This is a genomic window from Nonomuraea sp. C10, assembly GCF_008017515.1.
GTDB classification, from domain to species: Bacteria; Actinomycetota; Actinomycetes; order Streptosporangiales; family Streptosporangiaceae; genus Nonomuraea; species Nonomuraea ferruginea.
The window spans coordinates 472652-495245 of record NZ_VPFF01000003.1; the positions used below are offsets into that span (position 1 = coordinate 472652).

Sequence of the window (22594 nt, forward strand, 5' to 3'; positions counted from 1 at the left end):
GACAGAAGGGACCCGGCACGTGGTCGACGACCCCGGTTTGCGGGCGCTCAGCGAGGCCGCGCGCCTCTCCCCGGACAACCTCCCACTGCGCCGGCACCTGGCCGAGCAGCTGCTGGGCAAGGGATATCTCGCCGACGCGGAGGCCGAGTTCCGTGCCGCGCTCGTGCTCGCGCCCAAGGACCCGGACATCGTGACCGGGCTGGCCGAGGCGTTCGTCCGGCAGAGCTCGTACGGAGAGGCGCTGTCGGCGCTGGAGCCGCTGCTGGCCGAGGGCGGGTACCCGCCGAAGGTGGGCGTGCTGGCGGCCCGCGCCCTGCTGGGTGAGGGCGACGTGCACAAGGCGGCCTACCGCTACCACGAGGCGGTCTCGCGTGACCCGTCCGTCGCGGACGCCGACCTTGCGGGCCGCCTGGTGGCCCCGCCACCGGTGGTCGCGGAACCCGCCGGGCCGCCCGTGGGAAACCCGCCCGCGTACATGGCGCCCTCGTCCGTCACCCACGAGCGCTCGACCGCGGAGGTCGAGCGGTCCGGCTTCAGCTTCGCCGACGTCGCCGGGATGGACGAGGTCAAGGAGGCGCTCCGGGTCAAGCTGCTGCTGCCGATGCAGCAGCCGGAGCTGTTCGCCGCGTTCGGCAAGCGCGCCGGCGGCGGTGTCCTGCTGTACGGGCCGCCGGGAGCCGGCAAGACGCACCTGGCCAGGGCCGCCGCCGGGGAGCTCGGCGCGGCGTTCGTGAGCGTCGGCCTGGCCGACATCCTCGACATGTACATCGGCTCCAGCGAGCGGAACCTGCGCGCCACGTTCGACCTGGCCCGCCGCCACCGGCCGTGCGTGCTGTTCTTCGACGAGGTGGACGCGCTGGCGGCGCGCCGCTCCGACATGCGCCAGACGCACAACCGGCAGCTCGTCAACCAGTTCCTGGCGGAGCTGGACGGCGTGGACCAGAACGCCAACGAGGGCGTGCTGGTGCTGGCCGCCACGAACGCGCCCTGGTACATCGACGTGGCGTTCCGCCGGCCGGGCCGGTTCGACCAGCTCGTCTTCGTACCGCCGCCGGACGCGGACGCGCGCGCGGCGATCCTGCGCATCCTGTGCCGCGACAAGCCGCTGGCGGAGGTCGACTTCGGCGCGGTGGCCAAGGTCACCGACCAGTTCGTCGGCGCCGACCTCAAGGGCGTGGTGGACCGGGCGGTCGAGGCCAAGCTGCAGGAGTCGATCCGCGCGGGCCGGCCGGTCCCGCTGTCGACCCGCGACCTGCTGGCCGCGGCCAAGACGGCCAGGCCCACGTCCGTGCGGGAGTGGATGGCGACCGCGCGCAACTACGTGATGCACGCCAACGAGTCGGGCGCCTGGGACGACCTCATGCCGTACATCCAGCGCAAATGGTGACGGTCCGCGACTCGCTGGAGCGGGCACGGCTGTTACTGCAGATGGGCCGCCCGGCGGACGCCGAGCGGGAGCTGCGCGGCGTCCTCACCGAGGATCCCCAGCACGCCGGCGCGCACGCGCTGCTCGGCCTGGCGCTGGTCCAGCAGGACCGTACGGACGAGGCGCTGGAGGAGTCGCGCGAGGGGGTGCGGCTCGCGCCCGACCACTACGTTCCGCACTACCTCTCCGGCCAGGTGCACTTCCAGGCGGGGCTGGTCGACGAGGCGGTCCGCGCGGTCGTCGCCGGGCTGGCGCTCTCACCCGAGCACGCCCCGTCCTGGGAGCTGCTGGCGCGCGTCCATATGACCAGGCACGACTGGCCCCAGATGGCCGAGACCGCCGGCCGCGGCCTGGGGCTGGACCCGCAGCACGCCGAGCTGGCCAGTCTGCTGGCCATCGCCCTGGTCATGCTCGGTCAGAACGAGCGCGCCAGGGCCGTCGCCGCCCAGGCGGTCGGCAACGACCCGGAGAGCGCGCTGGCGCACTGGGCCTACGGCCGGGCCGCGCTGGCCGCCGGCGACCCGAAGACGGCCGCCGAGTCCTTCCGCGAGGTGCTCCGCCTGGACCCGGGCTTCGACGCGGCCAGGGACCTGCTGGTGTACGCGCTGAAGCAGCGCAACCCCGTCTACCGCCTGCTGGCGAAGCTGCGGTTCCGGGTGGGCTGGCGGCTGCTGTTCCTGCTGCCCGCGCTGCCGCCGGTCATCGCGGTCTTCGTGATCAGCGCGCTGCTGCACTGGGCGGCGTGGGTGGCCGAGTCCTGGACCACGCTCCGCCTGGCCAGGGCCAAGGCCACCCGCCTGCTGTTCGAGGGGGCGGCGGGCCGGGTGTCCCTGCTGTGCCTGGCCCTGCCGGTGGCCGGCGCGGTCATGCTCGGCCTGGGCATCGGGCTCGGCCTGGATGTCCTCGGCACCGCCGGCGTGGCGACCATGGCCCTGGTCACCCCGGTCCAGGAGGCCGTCCACACCGGTTCGGCGGCCGGCCGGCGCATCCTGGCCGTCTGGGCGGGGGCGCTCGCGGTGACGATCGCCGTCGCGGTCGCCACCTCCGCCTTCGCCCCCGCCATCCTGTCCCTGTACGCCGCCCTGGCCACGATCTGGATCGCGGCCGGCGTACGGAAGATCTTCCGCCCCCGCCAGGCGGTCTAGCGGGACAGGCGGCTCGGCCACCACATGCGGCGGCCGATGTCCAGCGACAGCGCGGGCACCAGCAGCGAGCGCACGATCAGGGCGTCCAGCAGGACGCCGAACGCCACCAGGAAGGCGAGCTGGATCAGGAACAGCAGCGGCAGCACGGCGAGCGCCGCGAACGTCGCCGCCAGCACCACGCCGGCCGAGGTGATGACGCCACCGGTGAGCGTGAGGGCGCGCAGGGTGCCCTCGCGCTCGCCGTGCCGGATCGTCTCCTCCCTGGCCCGGGTCATCAGGAAGATGTTGTAGTCGATGCCCAGCGCCACCAGGAAGACGAACGCGAACAGCGGCACCGCCGGATCGGCGCCCGGCAGGTCGAGCACGTGGTTGAAGATCAGCGCGCCGACGCCCAGGGCGGTGGCGAAGGACAGCACCGTGGTCGCGATGAGCACCAGCGGGGCCACCAGCGAGCGCAGCAGCGCGATCAGGACCAGCAGCACGACGAGCAGCACGAGCGGGATCACCACCCGCAGGTCGCGCGCCGAGGTGTCGAGCGTGTCCAGGGTTACCGCCGCCGTGCCGCCGACCTGCGCGTCCGCTCCCGGCACCGCGTGCACGGCGGCCCGCAGGTCGCGGACGACCTCGACGGCGGCGGTCGACTCGGCGGGCTCGCCGAGCGTGGCGTGCAGCAGCGTCCGCCCGTCCACGACCTTGTCCACCCGGGTTACCTCGGTGACGCCCGCCACCCCTTCCGCGGCGGCCTTGACCTGCTCCGCCTGGTCGGCCGAGGTGAGGATGGTGGCGGGCGTGGCCGAGCCGGCGGAGCCGAAGCCGCGCTCCAGCGTCCGCTGCCCGGCGACGGACTCGACCTCGGTGCGGAACACGTCCAGCTGCGAGGTGCCCTCGGCCTTGAACTGCGGCACGAACGCCGCCGCCGCGGCCAGCGCCACCACCGTGATGACCCAGTACGCGCGCGGCCGCCGTTCCACGGACCTGGCCACGCGGCCCCACAGCCGGTGACGGCGCACGACGGCGGCGGTCGAGTCGGCGTCGGCCTCCTGGTCGCCGGTACGCGGCAGCAGCGGCCAGAACGCGGCCCGGCCGAGCAGCAGGAGCACCGCGGGCAGGAACGTGAGCGCGGAGACGAGGGCGGCGGCGATGCCGAGCGCGGCCACCGGGCCCAGCCCGCGGTTCGAGGCCAGGTCGCTGGCCAGCAGGCAGAGCACGCCGAGGATGACGGTGCCGCCGGAGGCGACGATGGGCTCGACGGTGCCGCGCACCGCCACCCTGATGGCGTCGATCGGCCGTTCCTTCTCGTACAGCGCCTCCCGGTAGCGCGCGACCAGCAGCAGGGCGTAGTCCGTGCACGCGCCCACGACCAGGATGAACAGGATGCCCTGGCTCTGCCCGTTCAGCTCGATCCAGCCCGCGTCGGCCATCAGGTAGACGACGAAGGCGGCCAGCACGAGCGCGAGCATGGCGGAGACGATGACCACGAGCGGCAGCAGCGGCGACCGGTAGACGGCGATGAGGATGACCAGCACCGCGCCGAGCGCCACGAGCAACAGCGTGCCGTCGATGCCGCCGAACGCCGCGCCGAGGTCGGCGCCCAGCGCGGCGGGCCCGGCGACCTGCACGGTCGTGCCCTGGGCCGCGCTGTCACCGAGCAGGGCGCGCAGCTCGTCGACGGCGACGTCGGCCTCGACCTGGTCGCTGATCGGCACGACGAGCTGGGCGACGCTCGGGTCCTCGGTCCCCGGGATGGGCCCGGTGACCTTGCCCTGGATCCAGGGCTCGGCGGAGATCCGCTGCGCGTCCTGGGCGATCTCGGCCAGCCGTTCCCGGGAGAGCGGCTGGTCGGCCGAGTAGACGACGAAGGCGGGCACCGCGTCGCTCTCCTCGAAGGCCTCGCGCGCCTCCTGGACCTGCGTGGACTCGGCGCCGATGGGCAGGAAGGCAGACTGGTCGTTGGTCTGCACCTCGGTCAGCTTGCCCATGAACATGCCGAGCGGGCCGGCTCCGAACAGCCAGACCACGGCGATCAGCACGGCCGCGCCGTACCAGGCTCGGTGCCGCCGCGGCCGGGCATGACGACGCTCCGTACCGGTCCGCGTGCGGGTGTCGTGAACGGACATCCTGCGCCTTCCCTCGATAATCAAGCTACTTGAAAATCAAGATACATGACGCGCGAACGGGCCCCCACACCGCCCCCCTGAGCTGCCCCTACAATGACGGGCGACACCGCGCCGGCCGGTAGGGAGAAAGATGGACACCTCGCGCTCCGGATCCCGCGAGCGCCTCTATCTCGACATCCAGCAGGACGGGCAGCGCCTCGCGACCGGGCTCGTCCGGCTGCTCCACACCATGTCGCTGGGCCTCGACCTCAACCCCACCGACTTCCAGGCGTACGCGCTGCTCCGCATCCAGGGCCCCATGACCCCCGGCGAGATCGCCCAGTGGCTCAGGCTGGCCACCGGGTCGGTCACCGCGCTGATCGACCGGCTGGAGGCCCGCGGCCTCGTCGCCCGCGACCGCCACCCCGACGACCGGCGCAAGGTGATCGTCCGCCCCGCCACCGAGCCCGAGCCCGGCCCCGCCACCGGCGACCAGCTCGGCATCGCCCAGGCCATGCTCGCGATGCACGAGCGCTACTCGGAGGCCGAACTGGAGGTCATCGCCGACTGGCTGCACCGCGTCACCCAGACGCTGAACGAGCTGGCCTCCCGCCGTTGACCTAGGACGGAGCTCCGGCCAGGCGCCGCGTGACGTACTGGGCGAACAGGCCATGAGCCACCACGACGGCGCCGAACCCGACCACCACCATCGCGATGTACGTCATGCGCCCGTCGGGCGCGAGAATGACCGCGGCGCCGTCGGCGAACCCGGTGGACGCCACCCCGAACCCGGTCACGGCCGCGGTCACCCACCGCCCCGCCACCCGCACCACCCTCGGCGCGGCACCGGTCACCGCCGCCGGCACGGCGAGCACCGTGAACGCGATGAAGACGCCCACCGTCCCCATCAGGCTGAACTGGCTCTGCTCGGCCGCCGCGATCGCGATCAGGCTCATCAGCAGCCGCGCCGCACCCCCGACCACGATCCCCGCCACGACCGCTCCCCCGGCAGCCGCCGCCATCAGCCGGACCACGCGCCGGCCAGTCATCCCCGACATACACCCCTCCAGTTGCTCAAAGAGGGTTGTAGCGACGCAAATCCCCTCCCGGCAATGCCGGAATTGCAATGCAATGATGCTGTTATTGATGATTTGTCGGGAAAAGCCTGACAGGTGCTGGTCGGAGAGGGGCTTCGAGGCGGTTTGACATGATCCCCTCGCGAGCGATAAACGCGTCGGTGGTGTCGTCAAAAACCTCCGTGCCCGCCTTATCCGCCCTGGCGATCCTCATGCCGCTGGCCCCCGCGGTCATCGTGCCCAAGACCGCGAACGTCGTCGCCGGCGCGGTCATCACCGTCCTGCTGGTGGCTCCCGTGGTGGCGCTGCGCCGTAAACGTTGGGCGTCGCGCACCGGCGCCGCGCTGCTGACGCTGCTCGCCGTGGCCGCCGCCGTGCCGCCGGTCTCCGGGCTCGGCAGGCCGACCTCGGAGGAGATCCAGCGCTACGTCGCGGTCCAGGTCGCTCTCGGCAGACCGGTCGACCTCCATGGCGGGGCGCTGGGGTCCCTCCCCTGGGACGACACCGATCTGCTGCTGCTCGCCGTCGCCTGCCTCGCCACGGCGGCACTGCTGCTGATGCTCGGCCGCGCCGTCCATCAGGACGGACGGCGTGAGCTTCGTCCGCTGCGCTGGCGGTGGCCGCTGGTCATGTGGGGCGCGGCTCTGCTGCTGGTGAGCGTTCCTCAGACGATGGTGGTCCTCGCCGCCGGTACGGCCGAGCACGGGATGATCGTCATGGACGGCTCCTGCTTCGGCGCCCTGGAGGAAATCCTGCTCTGGCCTGCCATGGCCATGGTGATCCTGCTCCCGCAGCCGCTGGTGGTCGCGCTGGGCTTCGCCCTCTGGGCGCTGCTGGCCCGCACCGGTCACCGGCTTCTGGGCCGGGCTGTGGGCTGGTTGACGCTGGCGCCCCTGCTGGCCGCCGACCTGATGATGACCTGGATGCCCTTGCTCGGATGCACCCGGTCCCCTGCCGATCCGATCACGCTCACATGGGCGCTGTTCACGTTCCTTCCCGTCGTCCTCATCGTGCTGGCGGTACGGGTACGCCGGGTGGCATGACTACTGATAAGTGTTGATTCAGCAGCACTTCTCAGTTACTGATCAAATTTCAGAGGGTGTCATGCTGGTCGGGGACGCGGTCCTGGGGCTGCGCAGTCCAGGCGGGAGGTTCGTCCACGCCGAGCGATTCGTCGCGCTCGGCGTCGGTGCTCGAAGGCTGGACGATGCCGCGCGAGTGGTGGACCGGGGCGTAGATCGCGTAGAGGCGCAGTGGCTCATCACCGGTGTTGATCACGTCGTGCCAGGTGCCGGCCGGGACCTGGATCGACCATCCGTCGGAGACCTGTTGCTCGAAGTCCAGCCGATCCTTGGCCTGGCCCATGACACAGGTGCCCTGCCCCGCGTCCAGACGAAGGAACTGGTCGGTCTCCGGGTGGACTTCGAGGCCGATCGACTTACCGACCGGGATGGACATCAGGGTGACCTGCAGATACTTCCCGGTCCATGCGGTGGTTCGGTAGTTCTCGTTCTGCCGCGTGGCCGCTTCGATATCGAAGGCGTTCGGCCGGGGCCCGTTGTCGCTGATGTGCATCGTTTCTCCCCGTCGGCGCTGACTGCCCCTGAGGGGCGGGTGAGTTCCAGGTGCCGGATACCGAAGATGGTCGTCGCTAAACCTGCTGATCGCTGATCGTTGACGCGGCGCGTCGTCCTCCGGCGGCCTCATGCCGGGCACGGGGAGGAGGCGATGGCGCCCAAGTCGGCGACCACGAACTGATCCCCATCAGTTCTCCAGTACAGAAGTGGCCCGTCCGGGGCCCATACGCCGGTCTTGATCTCCGTCCAGGGCATCTCCTCATGCATCAAGCTGTGGGTCCCGAGGAGGGCGGCGCGGCCCGTGCAGCGGTCGAAACCCTGGGCGACGTGTCCGAGTGTCGACGCCCCCAACTCCTGGGAATCGAGTCGTCCCCTTCGACCGGGGGAACCTCGAGGAGGGCGAGCCGGTCACGAATCGGCGGTCTCTGCATGAGCGCGTCTCCCGGCACGGTGGTGCGATCGGAACCGTCCACCCGCAACACCGTCGCCCGCGTGGTCTGCCACGGCTCCTGCCAACTGTCCCCCCACGCACCACAGGGTTCCTGAGCTGCGTCGTTCTCGGCATCTGGTCAAGCGCCTGGGCGCCGGTGGAGCCTCTGAGGAGCCGAGTGGTACTACGGGGCCAATACACCACCCGAGTACGGCAGAGAAGCCGGTCGTATCGCTTTCCCCGTCGCCGGAGCCCACGAACCGCGTGCTGGCTTCCGCCGTGCCGAGTACGAAACCTACGCCAGTGAAGAGCGTGAAGCATGAACAGGCAGACGAATCGGGCATGATCCGTAACCGTAGGCAGCACGTGGTTCGGATCGAACCGCGTAGGAAGCCCTCCGCATCTGCGGGCCACAGTAGAGCGACCGGGAGCAAGGGCGCACATCGCGGTATCCGGAAGACTCAGGTTCCTCTGATCATCGCGAGGTGCGACGAGTTGTTCCCGCCTTCCCGCCCAGCGTTCCGCCTGCGCAACCGGGTATGCCACCAGATCTACGGTCGATAGTCAGCACCATCACTCACCGAAGCCAGCGATCCAATCTTCGATGTACTTCGCCGCTTCCTCGGCGAGAACCACGGCCTCTTTGGGGGCCGGCCCGAGGGAGTCGACGAGCTTCTCAGGATCTACAGGCTGGCCGGGGCTCACGAGATAGCAGGACAGGCCGGTGCTCATCTGGCGGGCCATTGAGGAGACGAACGCGTTCCGGCGGAATCTGTTGCACAGCAAGAGCAGGCATTGGCGCTCCAGTTCGTGCCTCAATTCCATCAGCGTGTCCTCAAAGTCCACTGGCGAGCGGAACACCAAGGGCGCAGCGTTCTGCCGGTCGAAGCGGAGTCCGCAAATATCGTCGTCTTCGATGCCCCGGAGGGTCACGACGCATGGCACGCGTGACTCATCTGCGAGATTCACTGCTTCAAGCCGGTACATGCTCACCTCGGTTCATAGTTCGGGGTATCCATGTGTCCGGTTGATCGAATCGGCCTAACCGCCAAGCTCTCCTGATCTGGCCAGGCTCGATCCGCTTGAACGCAACTTCCTGCTCAGGAAACTGATACTTGACACCGTCCTTATGTTCGATCGCGAACCCTCGCGCCACTTTCTTTCTTTCGGAAGATGCAATCAAACCATTTCCGCCGGTCATGTGTTCTTCGAGGCCCCATCTCAGGATTGCGGGCGGTCATGCCGTTCTCGAATATCCTCTCCGCTCACCGGCCGTCGCCCCAACAGCGGGGGTGCTCCTTGGTCTACGCGTCCAGGAGTCCCACTGTCGAGCGATGATCTCTTCCCTTGAGGGCGTACCCTCGTGCTCTCCGCGGCCTTCGGCGTCGCGGCCTCCACGCTGACTGACAACGGCATGGTGTTCACCGCCCGCTTGGCCGGCAGCCGCAACGCCTTCAAACACGAACTGCGTGGCGGCCCGGACGGTCGTTCTATCGAGGCCGTGACGTGCGTCCGCCTTACCCGCAGTCACGTCAAGGTGAACTCGTCTGTACAGTCACGGGCGAGCCGGTGACATGAGGAACCCTCCCATGTCCTCCAGTCCAAGGATGAAGGGCCTTTCATTGGAGGTCGGCCATGAACCTGTGACTTGAAGGTATTCCGCCGCACATCGCGCAGCCAGACGGAAGAACCACCAGCGTGTACGCTCGTCCAGGTTACTGAACGTGCAGTACAGGAGCGCGGTGGCCAGCAGTGACAAAGGCAGCTGATTGATCCAGTCCTCACGGAAGTCGTCGCTGATAAGTTTGCCGTCGATGTCGCGGATTGAACGCATCAGCGGCGCGAAGAGTTCGTGGCGTCCCTCACCTCGTACGATTTGGTCAAACAATTCCTCCTGAGCGCGTGCGTCCAGGGGTATGCGTCCGGCGACGGTGGAGAGCAGGAGCATAGCCGGGTCTCGGGTCAGTGGCGCGCTGATGTCGAAGGTAGTCAGGTCGACGAACCTGAACCGCTGCGGCAGGAGCTCCCCTTGCTGCATACGCTGCAGGAGGACATTGCCTGTATGCAGGTCGCCGTGTGTCAGCCCGCGCAGGTGCTGAACGTTATACCGGCCGACGATGGTTCCCGCGGCCATGGCCAGGGGATTCGGTAGAAGCCGGGCGTTGCTCTCGTCCGCGAACATGATCCAGCGACGGTCCGGAGAGAGGAGTCCGTTCTCTTGTGCCCAGGTATACAGCTTGCCACTCGGCTCGAATTTCTGGCGCAACTCACCGCGTAGATACTCGCCTGAGTCTATGTGAGAAAAGGGATCAGGCCGCCCACTGTTCCACTTACAGATCAACCCGTCCAACACCGCGGTGAAAGCGGCGATGATCTCCGACGGGGACTCCAGTTCTGCCATCTGGCACATGTCGGCGAAACTGCCTCCGGCGATCTCTTGCAGGAGTACATAGCCTCCTGCACCGCTGATGGCTGGTGAATGCGGCTTGACCGCGACCAGGTGCTCTCTGCGGAATTGTCTTGGGCTCGCATCCCACGCCCGTTGATGCTGTGAGGGTTCACGTGATGACGGGCCAGGAGGACACATTTTGGCGACGACTTTGCTCGTGCGCTGGCCGCTATCGCGAGGTGTTTTAACGATCAAGGCCAGCAGGCAGCTCTCTGTGTGCCCGCTTTTCACCCAGACTGGCAGATTGACTGATATCTCATAGTTTGCAGCATCGGCCCACGCGTACAGAGCCTGTGCAGCAGGCTCCCCTAGATGTTCGACGATGATCCCGCGATCATCGCGCTTGACTCGGTGGGAGGAGTCCGGTGTGCTATCCACCTCCAGCTGGTCGAGCTCATGCAGCAGATCGGCTGGCTTGTTGAAGAGGCGGCGATGATTATCCAGGTACGCCTGTTCGGCTGTGGACAGTCGCCTGGTTACGATTCGGCCGTTCATCTTGACGAGAAGCGTCTGCTCGACCAGCACGACTGCGCGGTTCACATCCTCCAGTGCTGTGATAAGGGAGTCCACCGCGTTGGACTGGGCCGTTTCGCCACGCGGAGTCTCGTCACGCAGGGCTCGATCCATCTCCTCGAGTTGCTCCTCGGCCGTTCCGTCGGAAGCGGCCTCTCGGAATCTCATGACATAGCGCTCGTGGCGGGATCCCTGCGCGGTGGGTACTTCGAACCCGAAGGCCCCCGCGACCTGTACGACAGCGTCCTCTACTTTGGCGAAGGCATCGTCGTCGTCGTCCGTGACTCTGATTTCCAGCGCGGTGGACGCGGGGACGTCCCACTCGCCGAGCGCGAGGGCGGAGGCCTCGTCGAGGTCGAGCCGCGCACCCTCCTCGAAGGCGCTCTTGTACGCCGGATCGTCCAACTGTCGCCGGCAATCCCGCAGGCATTCCTTGTGGTGCTCCGTCATCCATGGCGCGCCCATCTGGGGTTCCCCTGCCATGTGCCAGTTGTGCTGCAACGTCCCTAGGAGTCGGGCGGCCAGTGGCAACTGTCCGAGCTTCACGAAGATCCGCATGGCCGTCTCCAGAGCCAGCAGGGTCCCGAGCGTGTCGTGGAAGCGCCGTTTGATGCGCAGGCTTTCTCTGACGTTCAGCAGAGCCTCGTCGATGCGGCCGGTTGTGAGCATGCTGCCCGCTAACGCCCAGTACGCGTGAGAGCTGACCCACTGCTCGCCGCGCTCCTTGCACATCTGCAGGCAGTCCTGTAGCAGCGCCTCGGCGTCGGAGGTTGCACCCTGCGCCGTCAGCAGCAGCGCCGACTCGATGACGGCGGGTAGCAAGCCGGGATTGAGCTCCATGCTGTCGGGGCTCAACTCGAGCGCCATGCCCAGCAGCGCGCCGGCCTTGTTCAAGTCTCCCTGTAGCAGCGCCGCAGTTCCCTGCATCTTGGAGGCGAGCATGGCTGCTCGCGAGTCACCGACCTTGGCCGCCTCATCGAGGCAGGCCTCGGCCATCGCCTGCGCGCCCATGCTGTCACCCTGGGCACTGAGGACGTAGGACAGGACCCACAATGCCTTGCACCGTTCCTTGCTCGGCATGAGGTTGGCCTCCAGCGCCCGTTCGAGATACCGCTGTCCGTCGTGGGCGAATCCGCAGCACACCCACATGAACCACAGCGAGGACAGCAGTCGTAGCGCCAGTGCTCCCTTGCCGCTCGACTTCAGCGCATATTCGAGGGCCTCTTGCACGTTTTCGTACTCCTGGCGTAGGCGCACGTGCCAGTAGATTTGGCGCGACCCTGACCAGGCGTCCTCGCTGCGCTGCGTCAGGTTCAGGTAGTACTCCAGGTGCCGCTGGCGGATCTGCTCGGCCTGGCCGAGCTTGTCGAGCCGCTCCACGCCATATGCGGCCAGGGTGTTGATCAGCTCATAGCGTCCGCTTCCCTGATCGTTCTTGAAGAGCACGATTGACTTCTCGACCAGCCTGCTCAGCAGACCGGCAATAGTGTCCGCCGGCAACCCTTCGTCGGAGCAGACGATTCTGACCGCGTCGAGGTCGAAGTCGCGGGCGAACACCGACAGCCGAGCCCACAGCAGTTGCTCGGCGGGATCGCACAGTTTGTGGCTCCAGCCGATCAGGGCGCGCAGTGTCCGGTGACGCGGCAGCTTGCCATTGCCGGTACTGTCCAGCAGGTCGAATCGATCGGCCAGCATCTGCTCTATCGACAGCCCTCGCAGCTGAACCGCCGCCAGCTCGATCGCCAGCGGGATGCCGTCAAGTCGACGACATAGCTGTGCCAGGGCCTTGACGACCTTGCCCTGGTCGAGTACCAAATCAGGCACGCTGACGCTGGCCCGGGCCATGATGAGCCGCATGGATTCGTTGCGCAACAAGCTCTCCGTCGCGTCGTCGCCTGGGACTCCCAGCGGCGGCACAGGCACGACGTGCTCGTAGGGCAGGTGCAGCCGCTGCCGAGAGGTGGCCAGAACCCTGAGGTTAGGCGAAGCCTTCAGCAGCTCGTGAACCACTTCGGCGCAGCCCTGCACCAGGTGCTCGCACGTGTCGATGATGAGCAGCATGTCGCGCTCGCGCAGCCACTCCGAAAGAATCTTCGACTCGAACTGTGAAGCCTGCTCGGCGAGGCCCAGTGCCGTAGCAATGGCATGCTTGATCATGCCCGCCTCCTTTAGCTGGCCCAGGTCGACCCACCACACCCCGTCTCGGTACTGAGAGCGCACCATGCTCGCCAGCCGCAACACGGTCCGCGACTTGCCTACCCCGCCAATACCGGTCACGGTCACCAGCCGCGACTCGCCGAGGCGCCTTTCGAGGTTGGCGAGCAATCGGGTCCGCCCGACGAAGTCAGTATGTTCGGGAGGTAGGTTTCCAGGCTGCTGGAAATGTGGGTTCGACATAGCCGCTCCTGAGCTTCAGATCAAAGAGGGTGTAACCCTAGGAGGCAAGGACCTTCAACGGGAGGAATCGAAAATTTATGGTGAAAGCTGGACATTTTGATACTTTGGTGAAAGCGCTGGCGCTTCATTTGTCAAGCGGCTGGTGCCGTTGGAGACATTATAGATATATAAACTCATCTCTGATGCTGTCTCTTATGTGCGGTATGTCCCAGTTTCTTCATTGTGTATCATGAATCTTCTTCACGCTTATGCACGTCTGTCCCGATGTGGTGATTCTTTCACCTTTCGGCTCGATGTTTCGCGTGTTTCCGGATTTGTGAAGGAGGACGTGTGCACGGTTGGGAGGGCCGATCTTGGCGATAGAGTTGCTGCCAGATGGGTCTGTACCGCTACTCTTCGGCCCGGTGAGCTCGGTGGGCCCTTCGGCCGTCCGGTACATCGCATGCGAGCGTCATGACAAACCATGACAAATTCGACCAGTGGCCGTATTTCGACGAGCGTGGTCTGGCGCGCACGTTTGAGTGCTCGTGGGTCGAGGCGCCCGACCACTGCGCGGTGGTCACGGCCCTGCGAGCAGATGAGAAGACGCTCTCCCGCGACTTGGACCAGGCGCGGCGATGGCATCGTCCCTTATCACGGGAGGACGCCGTGTGGGTGGCCGACCAGAGCCCTGGCTGCGTCAAGGTCTTCACCTTGTCTGGATCGTCCATATGGTGGGCCCTCGACGCGCTCCCGCAGCCGGGCGGACGAGTCTTCTACCTGTCCTACGACACACAGCTCGGCGAAGTCAGCAAACCGGTCTATGTCAACGGGGGCAACTGGCAAAACATCCCCGCGGATCACTGGGACCGGCCCAGACAGGAGGGAGTAGGTTTCGTCGGTTCCTCTGACATCGCCCAGGAGATGAACTTCTGCTTCGCAGCCATCCGGAGTCCGCCCGGAGCACCTCTTCGTAGCGCGCCACGACGGTCCGCAAGTTCAGATACAGCAGATTCTCTCTTTTCGGGAAGCAGCGGGCCGTCGCGGGAACGACCCCGACGACAGCCCTGATGCGTGTTGATCAGAACGCGAGTGTGATCGATAGAGCTGCTGTCCGCTGTCGTCGGCGAGCCTAGATCATCTCTCATATGTCCGCTGATCATGGCCGTACAGTGGCGTACAGGCACTGTCGGCTGCCTATCGAGGCCTATCAAACAAAAGACTTGCGGTTGAGAAACCGCAAGCCAGGGCCTAAAGTGCCGATCTAGGTGAGTGCCCCCGGCAGGATTCGAACCTGCGGCACCCGCTTTACTCCCGCGTGTACCCGTACCCCCCGAACACCTGCATCACGTCCGTGGTCACCTTCATCGCGGCGTCCATAGCCACCGGCTGTTGGGCAGGGCGGTGGGCTGGCTAACGCTGGTGCCCCTGCTGGCCGGCGACCTGATGATGACCTGGATGCCCGTGCTCGGATGCACTCGGTCCCCGGCCGATCGGATCACGCTCACATGGGCGCTGTTGACGCGCCTTCCCGTCGTCCTCCTCGTGCTGGCGGTACGGTGCGCGCCTTCGCGGTCCGATACCGAGGCACTTTAGAGTCGCCGGCATGCGGCGAAGGACAGGAATGCTGATAGCCGGGGCTGTGGTCCTGGGCTGGGGCGAGTGGGTGAACTGGCGCTGGTCTCGCGCTCTCGTGGCGAACGGTGAAGGCTCCGCCGAAGCCGTGGTCGTGTTGGGTTACCGGAACTCCCAGCCCACGGCGAACTTCATCAACCGCTGGCGAGTCCGTGCTGGAATTCGCTCCGTCGCCGCTGACACCCGCGTCATCTTCAGCGGCGGTGCGATCGGCAGTGGCGCCGCGGAGGCGCGGTTGATGGCCGACTACGCGAAGTCGGTGCTCGGGTTCGACGGCGCGGTGCTCCTCGAAGACCAGAGCGCGACGACATGGGAGAACATCACGAACGTGATCCCCCTGCTTGAGGACGTCGACCGTATCAAGATCGTCTCCCAGCCGGCTCACGCCCTCAAGGCCCGCGCGTACCTGCGGCGGCAGCGCCCCGATCTCGCCGAGAGGCTTGTGCGCGCGGAAGACTACCGCCCCGGCGAATGGACGGTCGTCAAACCGCTGCTGGCTCTGTACGGACTGTGGACACTGCGCGGTCTCAAGGCCGGCGAACGGAAGATCTCGCGTAGACGGCCACGGTCGCGTCGGCTCCACTGACGAAGGTTCTCGAGCTTCCGCCGGAGGGATCGTTTTTGGTGCCTTCGCGCGCCAGGCAACGTCAAGTGAGACGACGGAACTTCGGCGTCTCATCCGACCTTGCATCTCCGCATGTCAGGACGCCTCCCGGAGGCAAGATCGGATGAGACAGGACATCTGGATGAGGGCGCACACCAGCGACCTCATGGCAGGTGCGGCTCGTCCCTTCCGGGGACGGTACCGGCGGTGTTGTCAGTAGGGGGACGCCGAGTTGCTCTCAGCCCAGAGCTTCTCGGCGTCGGAGCCTGCCGGGGGCGGCGCGATCCCGTTGATCATCCAGAGGTCGTCGCTGGTCTCGTCGATGTGGAACTCCCAGTGCAGCCCTGCGTTCCGTTCGAGGTGGGGCTGCAGCATGCCCTTGACCCACTGGGCGGTCCGGCGCCGGCTCTCTCGATCGGCGTTGCGGCGGGCGATGTGGTCGATCACAATGCGGACCCCGACCGGGGCCGGCTCCCCACCGACGTAGAAATCCTCGGGCAGGGTCTGGTGGAACAGCGTGATCACGTAGAACCGGGGCAGCCCCACCTGTTCGTAGTGGTCGGCGATCTGGGAGGCGAGTTGGTGCTTCTCCTTGTCGGTGAAGATTCCGGGCGTGTGATGAACAGTCCACAGTGGCATTGCGGGTCACTACTCCTTAAGTGTTGGGACGCGATGTCAACGGGCGACCGAGAGGGTCAGGCGCTCCACGGGGCCGGACAGCGCCGACTTGGTGGCGATGGTGACGTCGTCGGCGAGCACCTCCGTAGCCTGGGCCTCCAGGCCGTCCACGATCCGCGCGGCCACCTCGGCCGGCGTCGCCTTCGGCAGGTCGATGGCGGAGACCATTTCGGTGTCGATGAACCCTGCGTGAACGCCGATGACCTGGGTGTTCTGGCGCGCTAGTTCGAGTCGGAGCGAGTTCGTGATGGACCACGCCGCCGCCTTGGACGCCCCGTAGGCGCCGGCGCCGGCCAGCCAGGACAGCACGGAGTGCATGTTCACCAGTGCGCCCCCACCGTTCGCGGCCAGGATCGGCGCGAACGCCCGTGCCATCCGCAGGGGTCCGAAGACGTTGACGTCGAACGTCACGGTGGCGCGCTCGAAGTCACCCGTCAGCAGCGGAGCCGGCAACAGGATGCCAGCGTTGTTGAACACGATCTCGACGTCGGCGGCGACCTTCGCGAGGGCGGCGACCGACGCCTCCGAGCGGACTTCCAGCTCGGCGGTAACCACCTCTGGACGGTCGTCGATGTACGCCGAACGCGCAGTCGAGTACACCTTTCGCGCCCCGCGCGCCAGCACCTCATCGACCAGCGCCGCGCCGAGCCCACGTCGGCCCCCGGTCACCACAACCACTCTGCCCGCTACTGCAACCACTGCATTCTCCTTCTGGGTAACGATGTCGTTAGTGAGATGTAAGCACGCCATGCTGGATAACGCAAACGTTAGTTACAATGGTGGGATGGCGATGAAGTTCGAGGAACGGCTGCGCGACCGAGATGCGTGGTCGATCGGCGATGGATGCTCGGCGGGGCGGGTGCTGGACCTGCTCAGCACCAAGACGGTGTTCCTGGTGGTCCGCGAATGCTTCTACGGCACGACCAGGTTTGACGACTTCGTGGCGCGGATCGGGACCTCGGCCCCTGCGGTGTCTCGGGCACTCAAACAGCTGAAGGCCGCGGGTATTGTCGCGCCCGTTCTCTATCGGGAGCCGGGGAGCCGGGCCCGCGACGAGTACCGGCTGACCGAGGCGGGCCAGGACCTGCTGCCGGTGTTTCTGTCGCTGATGCAATGGGGCGACACGTACCTACAGGAAGGCCGCCCGCCTCTGTCGTTCGTCGAGACCGACACCGGCCGTCCGATACGGGTCCGCGTAACCGCCGACGCAGCGCCGGAGACGATGTGCGACGACATCGAGATCCGGCTGAACCCCGCCTGGCGACGCGGCTAGCCCCGTTTCTCGATCACGCCCGGGATGATCTGGCCCGGCTGGAACGCGGGGCCCCCATCCATCAACTGTCCATGTCGGGGAAGGCCGCGCGTAGCGCCTTGACGACTGCGACGGCCTCGTCCAGCAGGTCGACCGGGCACCCCCAATAGTCATAGATGCCACCACGGGCACGGTTGCTCCCGCAGATGACGAACACCCCCGTCCCCAGCCTCACCTTCAGGTGACTGGCGAGCCAACCGACGAAGCCGCTGTTGTCGAGCTCAGAGGGAAAGTGAAAGGAGAAGATCCCAAAACGTTCGACGTGTTCGTGTTCCTGGCTGTAGGGGACCAGGCGGCTCCAGCTCTGGTCGTCACGGACCACGGCCAGTTCGTCGCCGGTGAGCACCGGCGGCTGGTCGATGGGGAACTCCTCAAAACACCAGACACCATCATGCACGAGGACATCGGCCTGGGCGATCACCCGCTGCAGACGCTCTTCCGTCTGTTCCGGCCTCTCCCTGCTGACAGAAACCATCGCTGCTTTCTCCTGCCGAGTCTGCTCGGGGCGTCGACATCGCCCGAAGATGCATGTCTGCACTATGTCACTAGCGAAATGTGGCTCCGACACCCAGCAGGCAGGGTTTCCCCGTGTCGGGCACTACTTGGCCAAGTGCCGGCTGATCACCAACCGCTGGATCTGATTAGTCCCCTCGAAGATCTGCATGATCTTCGCCTCGCGCATGTACCGCTCCACCCGGAACTCCCGCGTGTACCCGTACCCCCCGAACACCTGCACCGCGTCCGTGGTCACCTTCATCGCCGCGTCCGTGGCCACCAGCTTCGCCACCGAAGCCTGCCGCGAGTACGCCAGCCCCGCGTCCCGGCGTCGCGCCGCGTCCAGGTAGGTGGCCCGCGCCGAGTCCACCGCCGCCGCCATGTCCGCCAGCAGGAACCCCAGCCCCTGGTGGTCGATGATGCGCCTGCCGAACGTCTGCCGCTCCTTGGCGTACGTCACCGCCTCGTCCAGAGCCGCCTGGGCCAGGCCGACGGCGCAGGCGGCGATGCCGAGGCGGCCGGAGTCGAGGGCGCTGAACGCGATCTGCAGACCCTCGCCCTCCGCGCCCAGGAGCCGGGAGGAGTCCAGCAGGACGCCGTCGTAGTGGGCGGTGGTGGTGGGGACGGCGTGCAGGCCCATCTTCTCCTCCGGACGCCCGAAGGTCAGCCCGTCGGCCGTGCCCGGAGCCAGGAAGCAGGAGATGCCGCGGCTCCCGGAGCCGGTGCGGGCGAACAGGGCGTAGAAGTCGGCGATGCCGCCGTGGGTGATCCACGCCTTGTTGCCGGTGATCCGGTAGCCGTCGTCGGTCTTGACCGCCTGGCAGGTTAGGGCGGCGGCGTCGGAGCCGGCCTGGGGTTCGGAGAGGCTGTAGCCGCCGATGAGCCGGCCGGCCAGCATGTCGGGCAGCCAGCGCGACTTCTGCTCGTCAGTGCCGTAGGTGAAGACCGGGAAGCAGGCGAGGGTGTGGACGCTCACGGCGACGGCGACCGACGCCCAGCGGGCCGCCAGTTCCTCGATCACCTGGAGGTACACCTCGTACGGCTGGCCGCCGCCGCCGTACTCCTCCGGGTACGCGAGCCCGAGCAGCCCCGCCTCGCCCAGCAGCGGGAACAGGCCCGCAGGGTAGGTCTCCTCGCGCTCGTGCCGGTCGGCCCGGCGGGCGAGCTCCTTGTCGGCGATCTCGCGGGTCAGCTCGATGAGGTCCCGGGCGTCCTGGCTGGGGAGCAGGCGGTCGACGGTCATGATCTCTCCCGAGCGGTGGTCCGGAGCCGGTCGTCCTGGGTGAGGGCCGCGAGGGCCGCGGCGGCGCGCTCACGGTATTCCGCGACGCGGGCCAGCTTGATGTCCTCGTATCCGCGGATGCCCTCCGGCAGCGCCGCCAGCTCGGCCACCGCGTCGGCGGTCGAGGGGGTGAGGCGGTCGAGGGCGTCGTTCATGAGATCACGGTATTCCCCCACGAGCCCGCGCTCGACCCGGCGTACCTCCGCGCGGCCGAACACGTCGAGCGCGGTGCCGCGCAGCACGCGGGCGGCGCGCAGGCCGCGGAAGAGCATCCCGGCCGAGCGGCGCAGCTTGATCTTGCGCTTCATGCCGAGCGCGCGGAACACGGGCGGGTGCAGCAGCACGGACACCTTGGCGTCGGGCCCGAACTCGCGGTCCCGCCGTGCCTGCTCGGCAGGGTCGAGGTGCAGGCGGGCGACCTCGTACTCGTCCTTGTAGGCCATGAGGTGGTGCAGGCTCCTGGCGTAGGCGAGCGCGACGCGGGTGCCGGCCTCCTGACCGGCCCGTTCGACGGCGAGCGCGGTGACGCGCCGCACGTCTTCCGCGTACGTGCGAGCGTACGTGGCGTTCTGGTAGCCGGTGAGGTCGGCGACGCGGATGGCGAGCGCCTCCTCCAGGCCGGTGGGCTCCGGGACGACGAGCCCGGCGGCCTTGAGCACGGCGTCGCGGTCGTGAGCCAGGGCGCGGCCCCAGCGGAAGGCGGCCACGTTCTTGTCCACGGCGGCCCCGTTGAGCGCGATGGCACGCTCGAGAGCGGTGGCGGAGACGGGCAGGCAGCCGTGCTGGTAGGCGGCGCCGACCAGGAGCATGTTGGCCGGCATGTGGTCGTCGAAGAGCGCCTCGGCGAGCCCGTGCGCGTCCACGTAGAGGCCCGAACGGGTGGCGGACTCGATGCGGGCCAGCGCGTCGGCGGGCGAGCCGGGCACGGCGGCGCGGCCGGTCACCATGGCGGCGGTGGGCACGACCGAGGTGTCGACGACGGCGATGGTCCGGTCAGGGGCTGCGACGGAGAGGTTGCCGTCGGCGGCGGCGCCGAGCAGGTCGAACCCGATGAGCACGTCGGCGGCGCCGCGGGTGGCCCGCACCGAGCCGGTGAGCGGCCGGGCGGAGATGCGGACGTCGCTGACGACCGGGCCGCCCTTCTGCGCGAGCCCGGTCTGCTCCAGCCCGGCGGCGTGCAGGCCGTCGAGGTGGGCGGCCATCTGCAGGATCTGGGAGACGGTGACGACGCCGGTGCCGCCGATGCCGGGCATCCTGATGAGCACGGTGTCGCCGACCTTGCGGTCCGGTTCGCCGGGTTCGACGGGCAGGTCCGGCACCCGGTGCGCGCTTCTGGTGCCCGGCTCGACCAGCAGGAACGACGGGCAGTCGCCCTTGAGGCAGCTCAGGTCGGTGTTGCAGGACGGCTGGTGGATGCGGGTCTTGCGGCCGAACTCGGTCTGCACCGGCTGCACCGACAGGCAGGTGGAGACGTCCGCGCAGTCGCCGCAGCCTTCGCAGACGCGCTCGTTCACCACGACCTTGGCGGCCGGGACGGGCAACTTGCCGCGCTTGCGCAGCCGCCGCTCCTCGGCGGCGCACCGGTCGTCGTGGATGAGCACGGTGACGCCGTCGACCGCCGCCAGTTCCTTCTCGGCCTGCTGGAGCTCGTCGCGGTGGCGGACGCGGGCGATGCCCGGCAGCCGGACGCCCCGGTACGTCTCCGGCTCCGGGGTGGTGACGACGATCTCCCGTACCCCTTCGAGCGCGAGTTCGTGGGCGAGGGCGGGCACGTCCAGGCGGCCCTCGGCGCGCTGGCCTCCGGTCATGGCGACGGCGTCGTTGTAGAGGAGCTTGTACGTCATCGTCACGCCGGCGGCGACGGCGGCGCGGACGGCGAGGGAGCCGGAGTGGTGGAAGGTGCCGTCGCCGAGGTTCTGCACGAAGTGGCGGTCGCCGGTGAACGGGGCGAGCCCGATCCACTGGGCGCCCTCGCCGCCCATCTGGGTGAGCCCGACCTGGGTGCCGCGCCCGTCGCCGTCCAGCGCGATCATGGCGTGGCAGCCGATGCCGACGCCGACGAGCGTGTCGTCGGCGGTGCGGGTGGAGGTGTTGTGCGGGCAGCCCGAGCAGAAGTACGGGGTGCGGGCGGCGACCAGCGGCAGCATGCGGCGCGCGGGCCTGGGCGCGGCCGGTTTCCTGGGGAGCCGGTCCGGGCCGACGCAGCGGGCGACGGCTTCGGCCACCTCGTCGGCGCCGAGCGTGCCGCGGGCGGTGAGCAGGTCGCGGCCGTGCACGGCCGGGGTGTGCTGGCCGCCGTAGAGCGCCTGCTTGAGCTGCCCTTCCAGGAACGGCACCTTGTCCTCGACGACGAGCACCCGCTCCAGCCCGGCGGTCTGGGCGGCCAGCGCGGCGTGGTCGAGCGGGAACGGCATGCCGATCTTGATCAGCCGGATCCCGAGGTCCGTCATGGCGCTCTCGTCCAGGCCGAGGTCGGCCAGCGCGCGCCGGACCACGGCGAATCCGGTGCCGGAGGCGAGGATGCCCAGTTCGGCGTGCGGGGCGTCGAACACGACGCGGTTCAGCCCGTGCGCGTGGCCGTAGGCGCGGGCCACGTCGAGGCGGCGGGTGAGCATGTCGTGCTCGGCGTCCAGCGAGGCCGGGCCGACCAGCACCGGCGGCTTGCGCGGGCCGGGCCGCCCGGGCTCCGGGACGCCGTGGTGGCCGCCGATCTCGACGGTGGCGGCGGCGTCCGCGACGTCTGCGACGATCTTCAGGCCGGTCCACAGGCCGCTGGCGCGGGACAGCGCCACCGCGTGCAGCCCGTACTCGATGATCTCGGCGACCGAGCCGGGCGCGAGCAGCGGCATCGACAGGCTCTGGCACATCGGCTCGCACGAGCTGGGCACGGTGGAGGACTTGCTGCCGGGGTCGTCGCCGATCCAGGCCACGGCCCCGCCGAGCGGCGCGGTGCCGGCCAGGTTGCCGTGGCGGATGGCGTCGGCGGCCCGGTCCAGGCCGGGGTTCTTGCCGTACCAGAAGCCGGTGACCCCCTCGTGGCGGCGGCCGGGCAGCGCGTCGAGGAGCTGGGTGCCGGCCACGGCGGTGGCGGCCAGTTCCTCGTTCAGTCCGGGCCTGAACACCACGCCGGCGGGCTCCAGGAAGCGCGCCGCCCGCCCCATCTCCAGGTCGACGCCGCCCAGCGGGGAGCCCTGGTAGCCGGAGACGAAGACCCGGGTGTCCAGGCCGCGCTCGCGGTCGAGCCTGCGCTGCTCCAGGGTCAGCCGGACCAGGGCCTGGATGCCGGAGATCAGCACCCGGCCGCTCTCGGCCGCGTACTTGTCGTCGATCGACACCTCAGCGGGAGTCACGCTCACGCGAACCTCCTTCGTGCGGGGGGAACCCCCAGCACAGCAACGAGGCCCATGGACGCGCAAGAGTCAAGCGGGGAGGGTGTTGAAAGACGCAAAAAGTTTGAGACTGTTGGGGGATTCGGCTGCTTTCTTTGCGCCGGTGAGGAG

At 68.2% G+C, this 22594-nt stretch carries 16 protein-coding genes; 6 read left to right on the top strand and 10 right to left on the bottom strand.

The genetic code is table 11. The annotated features are described in order from the left end of the window. The first annotated feature begins 19 nt into the window (after positions 1-19). Together FR742_RS33755 and FR742_RS33760 are read left to right on the top strand one after the other, a co-directional pair. Complete coding sequence (locus FR742_RS33755; protein ID WP_148035355.1) at positions 20-1387, top strand: ATP-binding protein; 1368 nt, start codon at positions 20-22, stop codon at positions 1385-1387. Continuing rightward, positions 1381-2571, top strand: a complete 1191-nt coding sequence (locus tag FR742_RS33760) for a lipopolysaccharide assembly protein LapB (protein ID WP_148035356.1) — start codon at positions 1381-1383, stop codon at positions 2569-2571. Before FR742_RS33755 ends, FR742_RS33760 begins: the two co-directional genes overlap by 7 nt. Here the strand turns inward: FR742_RS33760 and FR742_RS33765 are convergent. Continuing rightward, positions 2568-4688, bottom strand: coding sequence for an MMPL family transporter (locus tag FR742_RS33765; RefSeq protein ID WP_148035357.1), 2121 nt, complete (start codon positions 4686-4688; stop codon positions 2568-2570). The two genes, FR742_RS33760 and FR742_RS33765, sit on opposite strands and share 4 nt — an antisense overlap. Positions 4689-4818: 130 nt before the next feature. On the opposite strand from FR742_RS33765, the gene FR742_RS33770 reads away from it, so the two are divergent. Further along, positions 4819-5286 (top strand): MarR family winged helix-turn-helix transcriptional regulator, encoded by a 468-nt coding sequence (locus FR742_RS33770; RefSeq protein ID WP_148035358.1) that lies wholly within the window; start codon positions 4819-4821, stop codon positions 5284-5286. A 1-nt stretch (position 5287) separates the two neighbouring features. Here FR742_RS33770 and FR742_RS33775 read toward each other — a convergent pair whose 3' ends face one another. After that, complete coding sequence (locus FR742_RS33775) at positions 5288-5725, bottom strand: hypothetical protein (protein WP_148035359.1); 438 nt, start codon at positions 5723-5725, stop codon at positions 5288-5290. Positions 5726-5925: 200 nt separating this feature from the next. Between FR742_RS33775 and FR742_RS33780 the strand changes: the two genes are divergently transcribed. Continuing rightward, a complete protein-coding gene (locus FR742_RS33780) occupies positions 5926-6786 on the top strand; it encodes a hypothetical protein (RefSeq protein WP_148035360.1) in 861 nt (286 codons plus the stop codon). 49 nt (positions 6787-6835) lie between these two features. Here FR742_RS33780 and FR742_RS33785 read toward each other — a convergent pair whose 3' ends face one another. The 3 genes from FR742_RS33785 to FR742_RS33800 form a co-directional block, all read right to left on the bottom strand. Next, a complete protein-coding gene (locus FR742_RS33785) occupies positions 6836-7318 on the bottom strand; it encodes a cupin domain-containing protein (RefSeq protein WP_148035361.1) in 483 nt (160 codons plus the stop codon). Positions 7319-8323: 1005 nt separating this feature from the next. Then, positions 8324-8737 carry a hypothetical protein gene (locus FR742_RS33790; RefSeq protein WP_148035362.1) on the bottom strand — a complete coding sequence of 138 codons (414 nt, stop codon included), beginning with the start codon at positions 8735-8737 and terminating at the stop codon, positions 8324-8326. Between the two features lie 568 nt (positions 8738-9305). Continuing rightward, positions 9306-13109 carry an NB-ARC domain-containing protein gene (locus FR742_RS33800; protein ID WP_148035364.1) on the bottom strand — a complete coding sequence of 1268 codons (3804 nt, stop codon included), beginning with the start codon at positions 13107-13109 and terminating at the stop codon, positions 9306-9308. Positions 13110-14694: 1585 nt separating this feature from the next. On the opposite strand from FR742_RS33800, the gene FR742_RS33805 reads away from it, so the two are divergent. Continuing rightward, positions 14695-15309 carry a YdcF family protein gene (locus FR742_RS33805; protein WP_148035365.1) on the top strand — a complete coding sequence of 205 codons (615 nt, stop codon included), beginning with the start codon at positions 14695-14697 and terminating at the stop codon, positions 15307-15309. Between the two features lie 231 nt (positions 15310-15540). On the opposite strand, the gene FR742_RS33810 is transcribed toward FR742_RS33805, so the two are convergent. Both FR742_RS33810 and FR742_RS33815 read right to left on the bottom strand, forming a co-directional pair. Next, on the bottom strand, positions 15541-15966 hold the full coding sequence (locus FR742_RS33810; protein ID WP_148035366.1) for a tautomerase family protein: 426 nt from the start codon (positions 15964-15966) through the stop codon (positions 15541-15543). Between the two features lie 36 nt (positions 15967-16002). Further along, entirely contained in the window at positions 16003-16755 is a 753-nt protein-coding gene (locus tag FR742_RS33815; protein ID WP_148035367.1) for an SDR family oxidoreductase, read from the bottom strand. 34 nt (positions 16756-16789) lie between these two features. Between FR742_RS33815 and FR742_RS33820 the strand changes: the two genes are divergently transcribed. Beyond that, the gene (locus tag FR742_RS33820; RefSeq protein WP_148035368.1) at positions 16790-17278 is read left to right on the top strand and encodes a helix-turn-helix domain-containing protein; all 489 of its coding nucleotides are present in this window, start codon (positions 16790-16792) and stop codon (positions 17276-17278) included. Between the two features lie 61 nt (positions 17279-17339). Here the strand turns inward: FR742_RS33820 and FR742_RS33825 are convergent, their stop codons facing one another. From FR742_RS33825 to FR742_RS33835, 3 genes are all read right to left on the bottom strand, one after another. Further along, entirely contained in the window at positions 17340-17792 is a 453-nt protein-coding gene (locus FR742_RS33825) for a DUF6196 family protein (RefSeq protein WP_148035369.1), read from the bottom strand. 123 nt (positions 17793-17915) lie between these two features. Beyond that, positions 17916-19055, bottom strand: coding sequence for an acyl-CoA dehydrogenase family protein (locus tag FR742_RS33830; protein ID WP_148035370.1), 1140 nt, complete (start codon positions 19053-19055; stop codon positions 17916-17918). Further along, positions 19052-22450: an indolepyruvate ferredoxin oxidoreductase family protein gene (locus FR742_RS33835; protein ID WP_148035371.1), complete on the bottom strand. Its 3399-nt coding sequence runs from the start codon at positions 22448-22450 to the stop codon at positions 19052-19054. The genes FR742_RS33830 and FR742_RS33835 overlap by 4 nt, the downstream gene beginning before the upstream one ends. Between the last annotated feature and the right edge of the window lie 144 nt (positions 22451-22594).